The organism is Alistipes sp. UBA1686, assembly GCF_002320215.1.
Classification (GTDB): domain Bacteria; phylum Bacteroidota; class Bacteroidia; order Bacteroidales; family Rikenellaceae; genus Alistipes; species Alistipes onderdonkii.
In genome coordinates this window covers 163,374-169,718 of record NZ_DCKA01000015.1, presented here as the reverse complement: position 1 = coordinate 169,718, position 6,345 = coordinate 163,374, and the positions used below count along the sequence as shown (strand labels likewise).

6 protein-coding genes are annotated in these 6,345 nt (G+C 48.0%); 1 reads left to right on the top strand and 5 read right to left on the bottom strand.

Annotated elements, in window-relative coordinates:
* Positions 1-24: 24 nt before the first annotated feature.
* Positions 25-480: a lipocalin family protein gene (locus tag B3C38_RS06615; protein ID WP_286726325.1), complete on the bottom strand. Its 456-nt coding sequence runs from the start codon at positions 478-480 to the stop codon at positions 25-27.
* Between the two features lie 355 nt (positions 481-835).
* Positions 836-1,132: a hypothetical protein gene (locus tag B3C38_RS06610; RefSeq protein ID WP_141417880.1), complete on the bottom strand. Its 297-nt coding sequence runs from the start codon at positions 1,130-1,132 to the stop codon at positions 836-838.
* A 403-nt stretch (positions 1,133-1,535) separates the two neighbouring features.
* Between B3C38_RS06610 and B3C38_RS06605 the strand changes: the two genes are divergently transcribed.
* On the top strand, positions 1,536-2,468 hold the full coding sequence (locus B3C38_RS06605) for a Fic family protein (protein ID WP_286726324.1): 933 nt from the start codon (positions 1,536-1,538) through the stop codon (positions 2,466-2,468).
* 75 nt (positions 2,469-2,543) lie between these two features.
* Here B3C38_RS06605 and B3C38_RS06600 read toward each other — a convergent pair whose 3' ends face one another.
* The 3 genes from B3C38_RS06600 to B3C38_RS06590 form a co-directional block, all read right to left on the bottom strand.
* Positions 2,544-4,307 (bottom strand): hypothetical protein, encoded by a 1,764-nt coding sequence (locus B3C38_RS06600; RefSeq protein WP_286726323.1) that lies wholly within the window; start codon positions 4,305-4,307, stop codon positions 2,544-2,546.
* A gap of 74 nt (positions 4,308-4,381) precedes the next feature.
* Complete coding sequence (locus tag B3C38_RS06595; protein ID WP_232045484.1) at positions 4,382-4,912, bottom strand: hypothetical protein; 531 nt, start codon at positions 4,910-4,912, stop codon at positions 4,382-4,384.
* Positions 4,913-5,314: 402 nt separating this feature from the next.
* A complete protein-coding gene (locus B3C38_RS06590; RefSeq protein WP_286726322.1) occupies positions 5,315-6,232 on the bottom strand; it encodes a hypothetical protein in 918 nt (305 codons plus the stop codon).
* Positions 6,233-6,345: the final 113 nt, after the last annotated feature.

Below are 6,345 nucleotides of genomic sequence, written 5' to 3'. Positions count from 1 at the left end.
CAAATTTACTTTTTCGCTATGTGTTTATTTTATCCTTTTGTACGTTTCAGTTTCTTCAAATTTTTCGTGCGCATCCTCTCCACTACGGAATAAAATAAGTTGTGATTGAGATAGTTTTTTAATTTGAAAAGCATTTTGAAATTCACCTGTTGATTCTGTCATTGTGAGTGTGTTGCCATTAACAGAATATGTAAAATGCATGGGCGAGCTATCATCGTTTTTATTATCTGAATAGTCGGTTTGCACACAAGTTCCATTTTCATTGAAAGTGTATGTCCAATAATAGTTGCCTTCTGACGTAAGGGGATATGCATCCGACCAATCATCTCGTGTACCATCGCTGAACGTCGCCCACCCTTCATAATAAGTAATCTGCCACGTTCCAACGATTGACGCATCCTTGTTGTCATCATCATCGGAGCAAGACGAGAAAGAAACTACCGCAAACATAGCGGCTACAATAAGAAACAACTTTTTCATAGTTGCAATAAGTTTAGGTTGTCGCCCCAGCACCAACGCGACGGTTAATGTTTTTGATTTAATTAAACAGAAAGCGTGGTGCTGAAAACTCATTTCATTGTAACAGGTCGTAGGAAACCTCGAAGATAAAATAAGCAACAGCCCCACGCCTATCCCATATAAAGGATATGACGCGGCAAGTCGTCGGCTTACTCCCTCTTCTATCGAATTTCCTACGTTCGTTACAAAGGAATAAACTTACACTTTCCGTGTTTGTTCGTATGTTCCACAAATGTAGGAAACAAAAACGGATTATGCAATTATCGGCATCTTGGGGGCTGTTGCAGTTGTAGACGTAGAATTAAAATTAATCGGGTTAATCGTTCCCGCAAATTTCTTGTATTACGCCGTCCATGTAAATCGCCTGCCCGCTCGTCAGCCGTCCCCACCAACGACACCCTAATTCGTCGATGATGATTTCGCCCTGCTTTTTCAGTCGTTCGGCCAGCCACGGAGTAACGAGCCACCATTCCAACACCTCGTCCCCATTAAAGGGATAGAGGTATTCCTCGTCGATTTTCCCCGCTTGGATTAACTCCTCGATAACTGTGCTTTGTCCCCATAAAACATGGATGTCCGTAATCCGTTTGGCTCTCTCTTGTGTTTCGTACATAGCGATTAAGTTTTGTTTATCGCTTATCAGTAGTAATCCAACTTCATGTAATATCAATAATTCTATGCTGTTATATGGTTTCGGGCATGAATAGGGGTGGTCTGTTTTATGTGGAATCTTATTAAATGGGATGGATGAAATTTCGGTTTTCTATCTGAAAAGGGGGAGGAATGAAAAATAGGGATTGTCCGCTCGGTCGGGGTATCTCGGTTTGTTTGTCTGCGAGTGACAACCTTTTCCGAAAAGGATATTTTATAGACCCTTTCACAAAGTTTGTCACTTTTTTGTTGCGGGGCAGTTTCGGTATAAATCGCACGATATGGGGAATGGATGATAAATAGATTTACCCAAAACTACCCTATAAAAGAAAGAATCGCTATCTTTGCCGAAAAGCAAGTGTATCATGTCCTATAAACCGCCTTACACCATTACGCCGAAGATCACGAATTTGGTTGCACAAATCAGCGAAGCAATCGGCAGCTATTATGCGCATGAAAATCTGCGTCTGCATCGGGTCAATCGGATTAAGACGATTCACGGGACGCTGGCTATCGAGGGCAACACGCTTTCGACGGAGCAGGTCACGGCGGTATTGGAGGGAAAACCCGTCGTTGCTCCTATTAACGAGGTGCAGGAGGTGCGCAACGCCCTTAAAGCGTATGAATTGCTCGACACGCTCGACCCCTGCAAAGTCGATGATCTGTTAAAGGCGCACGCCACGATGGAAGCGGGATTGATCGACGAAATCGGTTGTTTCCGCAAAGGCGGTGCGGGTGTGGTGTCGGGAAAAACGGTTATCCATTATGCGCCCGATGCCGAACGTGTGCCGTTTCTCGTAAACGATCTGTTCGAGTGGCTGCGCACCACGGATGAACACCCGTTGATCGCAAGTTGCGTCTTTCATTATGAATTCGAGTTTATCCATCCGTTCGCGGACGGTAACGGTCGCACGGGGCGATTGTGGCAGACATTGATTTTGAGCAGGTGGCGGCCTATCTTCAAAAACCTGCCTATCGAAAACATTGTATATAAGTATCAAAAGGAGTATTATAAGGCGATTGCCGTAAGTGGCGGTAAGGCGGGTTGCACGCCTTTCGTCGAGTTTGTTTTGGGGGTAATCGCCGAAACGCTTACTACCCAAGAAACTACCCAAAAGACTACCCAAGAAATTATTTTGGAAGCCATCGCCCGCAATCCCAGCATTACACGGGCGGAGCTGGCCGAGGTTGTCGGAATCTCACCCGACGGCGTGAAATATCATTTGCAGAAACTCGCCAAGTCGGGCAGGCTCAAACGGGTGGGGTCTACACGCCGCGGAGAGTGGGTGATCGAGTGACAGGAATTCCCAAAAAGGTACTTTTATAGACCCATTTCAAAAGTTTGTCTCCGACCTGTTTTCACCCGTTGCGGGCTATATGATCCGCTTTCCCAGTTCGATGAACCGTTGTTTGTTGGTGCGCACCTCCCTGTACTCGAAATATATTCCGATCATCTTTGCCGTCACTTTTTTGCGGTAGGGGATGCCGAACCGCATAATCAGGTCGTTCATAAAACGATTGACGGCGCACACGGGTAGCTTGTCGCCCGTTTTCAACTGGGCGTACACCTCCCCGCAAACTTTTTCCGAGGTCAGCAGTTGTTGGCTTTCGTTTTCTTGTATCTGTTTGCCGATTGCGTTCATGTTGTAATTGTGCCGTTCGATTTCTGCCGCTCCGAGGGCGTAGTAGGCATCCACCATCATCGGCACTTGGCTTTGAATCTCCTCGCGCAGAAAGTAGTATTCATTCCACGTTCGGTTTTGTTCCAGTATCTCCAACTGCCGCACGATTTCGCGGAACAGGTCTTTCATTTTCAGTCGGGGATTTATGCGTTGCAGTCGGTCGCAGTCCGACAACGGATAGATATGTTCGGCGCAATCCGTGTGAAATGCTTTTGCGTACTCCTCCCGCACCAGTTCGGCGTCGGTGTAGTACCGCTTGATCCGCTCGTCGTCGTAGGCGTTGTCCCACATGAACCAGTTGCGCGTTCCGTCGGCGTTCATGAACCGTTTGTAGTCCATTCCCTCCAACGCCTGCGCACGGGTATCGCAACCCGCCCCCGACGCTTCGATTTGCAGGACTTGTTTGTAGACCGCTTCGCACTCCTCCAACCTCGTGGCGGTCTCCTCCCGCGATTTGCAGGGCATCTCCTTATTGGTGCTGAAAATATGCGCGGCATCCTCCACGCCGTTGCGGAAGCGTCCGACGATCTGCACGGCTTCGGTCGTGGGGTCGATGACGGTGTGCGCCGCAAACGACAGGTCGGTTACGATCAGCACGCAGGCCGTTGTCGGCAGTTCGATGTCCACCGCCGAAAAGAAGCGGCTCGTGAAAAAGTTGATTTCGTCCAGTTCTTCGAGCGAGGAGTAAGCCCGCGAAAAATCCCGCTTGCGGAGTTTCTTCACACTCTCGTAACTGCAAAAGACCTTGCACCGTTTCTCGATCTTATAGGTGCAGATCATGCGATGGATCGTATCGGTCGAGTTCAGAAAGATGCAGAGCGGATGCCCTTTGCCTTTTACCTGTCCCATAAGGGTACGCACCCAGCCGACGGTGTTGTTCGTGTGTATGAGCAACATTTTCGGTTTGTGGTCGTAGGTCGGGCGGAGTATCTTCATCGTAAAGCCCTGCTGCTCGAAACGGGGATCGGACGGGATGATCGGCGTCGCGGAAACCATCGCCTTTTGTTTGCATCGGAAAAAATCATCCATCGGGAGCGTAATCGAGCCGCGGTAGCCTGCATCCTGTATCGTGCGTTCGCACTCGTCGAACAGCATGAACCATTCACCGTGCATATCCGTATGCGTCTGCACCATCGCCGAGCGGACTTTGGGGAAACTTTCGGGCGTGGTCATGATTTTTAGGTAGCCGTCGTTGTAGTTCGTGTTCAGAAAGTCGATGATGTCCTCGGTCGTTACGCCCTCGAACACGCCGAGTATCTGCGGGTGCTTTTTCATCTTGCCTTCGATAACGGGAACATTCGGCTCGATGATGACGGAGTGTCGGGGCGCATTGATTTCGGCATAGGTCGCACCGCATCCCGTGACGGTCTTGTTGATGATCGAATTGGTAGGTATTTCGGGCATCACGGCGTCGAACCGCTGGCCTGCATTTATCGAAATATATTCAATGTCCATCTATGTTTTTTAATTTTAGTGTGTTAAAAAACTTGGGGAGCGAGCGGCGAAACCCGCTCCCCTCGTTCAGCAGTTTAGTTCAGCAGGTCGGTGATGTCCTCCATCGCCTCGGCAGGCATCACGACTTTGCCATTGGGAAAGTGGTACTTTTTGGCGAGGTAGCCGATGCCCTCCTCGCTCTCGTTGTACTCCTCGGAGGTGATTGCGGTCAGTTTCTCCACCTCGGCGGCCACCTCCACCAGCCACTCGGACTGACAGCAGATTTCACGGTCGGGTTCGAACTCCGTTACTTCGGGCAACTCCTTACCCATCAGGAACGCCATCAGGTAGTTCCAGATTTGGGCGTTGAGCAACAGCTTCCCGTCCAACTCGGTGTAACCCTTGCGGATTCCGAACCAAACATATCCGCATCCAGCCACGTCTACACGGGTGGTCACGATCAGGGTAGTAGCCCCTGCCGCAATCGCTTTCGCCAGCGTGCGGAACATTTTGGCATTCCCTGCGGGCTTGATTTTGATAATGCGGAGGTTCATTTTCTCCTCCTGCTCCTCTGCGCGGTTCCCAGCTACCTGCTGCGATTCCGCATTTTCTGAAATTACGTTCATAGTTTTAATGTTATTAAATTTAATGTTCATGTTGTCATTGATGTTTGTAAGCGTTTTCATAATCGTTATCTTTTTTATTAAGTTTTGTTGCCGCCTCTTTCGGGCTGTCGGCTACTCCCCGAATCTCTTGAATAACCGTACGCTTTATTCGCGGATTCTGGCTTTTGAACCTGCATAAATCCGACCTTTGGAGCCTTTGCAAAAACATAAATAATAGCCCTTAAAAATCGACCTATTCATTACCTTTGCCGTCGAAAATATTGCAAAATATATCATGAAAAATATTGTAAATCTGTTGGTTATGACAAAATGACAGATGTCATGACACTGGCAGATTTTTGGCAGAAAAAAAAGGGAACCGCGATAAACGGCTCCCTTAAATGGTATGGTTATATAGTCCGATCAGTCCAATAGCGGAAAATCAAAATTCTGCATGATAACCTGCCTTTGCAATGGTATCGGTCTGAATCGTGGCGCTTGATTCATAGCCGCTCGTTTCAGATAGGCGGCAAGGTCGGCGCGGATTACTTTCGGGTCGTATTCGCCGCTCCATCCTTTACTATCGGGATAGCAACCCGTGAAGCGTGTATAGTCGTGAATGAGTTGGCATAATTCGTTCGGCGTATCGGGCTGGCTGGGTATTACATTTTCTTCATGGAGCATTCGGTAAATGCCGTATGTAACTGCCGAATAGATGGCATTATCCTTTTTTCGCCCCGCAGACGGTTTGCGCCGTTGAATATCTTGCCGTGCTTTCTCGGCTGTCTGTACTTCGGGAAAATAGCTTGCAAGTTCCTTTTTAATCAGACGGAATAACCAGTTATCGCTGTTCGGAATAGAAATCTTTTCCTTGATCCCGTTGTTGGTGCGAATTGTGATGGCGGTCTGTTCGTTGCCTTGAAATGCCCGTGCCTCCATTTGCTCCATAAAAAGCAATAGGTATGCCCATTCGCTTTGGTATATGTCCCAAGTATGAAACTGAATAAGGTCATTGTATTCGTTTTCGTCGATCTGCCGTTCGCGGATGCAGTAGGCCACCAGCAATAGGGCTTCCTCTATTATCGGGGTAATTGTCCCGTAAGAGTTGATAAGCGACAACAAATCATGGCATTCGAGGTGTCGAAACGGCAAAACCAGATTGCAATCCTCTTTAATGCTGTACTTTACGTTATTACCCTTTCGGTGAGGTATTAGACATTTGGCATCCGAAAGTTCTTTGTTGAAATAGCCTGCCGTGATGCCGAAATATTTTTCCAGTAAGGGCAGGCAAGCGGTGAAATATTCGGTCGTTACGGGGTAAAAGGTTTGTTCTTCTTGCATAGGAGTATCTTTATAAAGACGAATTTACAAAATTCCGCATTCTGACGCAACCGACGACCGCAGAAAAAAGAAAAGGGACTACCCGATGCAAGCGGATAATCCCTTAAAAGGTA

Excerpts from the sequence above, each read along its gene's own strand:
- B3C38_RS06615 (WP_286726325.1), bottom strand. The coding sequence starts at position 480 with ATGAAAAAGTTGTTTCTTATTGTAGCCGCTATGTTTGCGGTAGTTTCT.
- B3C38_RS06610 (WP_141417880.1), bottom strand. The coding sequence starts at position 1,132 with ATGTACGAAACACAAGAGAGAGCCAAACGGATTACGGACATCCATGTT.
- B3C38_RS06605 (WP_286726324.1), top strand. The coding sequence starts at position 1,536 with ATGTCCTATAAACCGCCTTACACCATTACGCCGAAGATCACGAATTTG.
- B3C38_RS06600 (WP_286726323.1), bottom strand. The coding sequence starts at position 4,307 with ATGGACATTGAATATATTTCGATAAATGCAGGCCAGCGGTTCGACGCC.
- B3C38_RS06595 (WP_232045484.1), bottom strand. The coding sequence starts at position 4,912 with ATGAACGTAATTTCAGAAAATGCGGAATCGCAGCAGGTAGCTGGGAAC.
- B3C38_RS06590 (WP_286726322.1), bottom strand. The coding sequence starts at position 6,232 with ATGCAAGAAGAACAAACCTTTTACCCCGTAACGACCGAATATTTCACC.